This is a genomic window from Oceanobacillus damuensis (assembly GCF_001618145.1).
In the GTDB taxonomy this organism is placed as follows: domain Bacteria; phylum Bacillota; class Bacilli; order Bacillales; family Amphibacillaceae; genus Oceanobacillus; species Oceanobacillus damuensis.
In genome coordinates this window covers 1-420 of sequence record NZ_LQNF01000075.1, presented here as the reverse complement: position 1 = coordinate 420, position 420 = coordinate 1, and the positions used below count along the sequence as shown (strand labels likewise).

The following is a 420-nucleotide window of genomic DNA, read 5'->3' as shown; positions in this document are numbered from 1 at the left end:
TCCACCGTGCGCCCTTATTCACTTAACTAAGTTACAGTAAATAAGCGTACTAATTTAATAGCCTTGCTTTATTTCTAAAATTAATCCAGCTTCAGCTCCTAGAAACTACCGTCATAAGCAATTGACATTCCAAACGCTCAAAACCAAGCGTTTTCCAGTCCCTTGCTTATGCGTCCGTTTCTGAACAGTCGCTTCAGCCTTTTATTTGATGTCGTTGATTACTCTTATTTAGTTTTCAAGGTACAAATAGAGAGATTTGCTCTCTCAAAACTGAACCAAACAACCAAGTATGTCCTTACCGACAGGAACAAGTTCCTCATCGGCGTTCCGTAATATCCAGCTTCAGCTCCTAAAGTCGCTTCGGCCTTTAATATAATCCTTAGAAAGGAGGTGATCCAGCCGCACCTTCCGATACGGCTA

1 protein-coding gene is annotated in these 420 nt (G+C 41.4%); it reads right to left on the bottom strand.

The window, feature by feature from the left end; translation table 11 throughout:
• Nucleotides 1–224: 224 nt before the first annotated feature.
• The coding region (locus tag A4245_RS20715; RefSeq protein WP_234402454.1) for a hypothetical protein at nt 225–420 on the bottom strand (196 nt) is incomplete at its 5' end.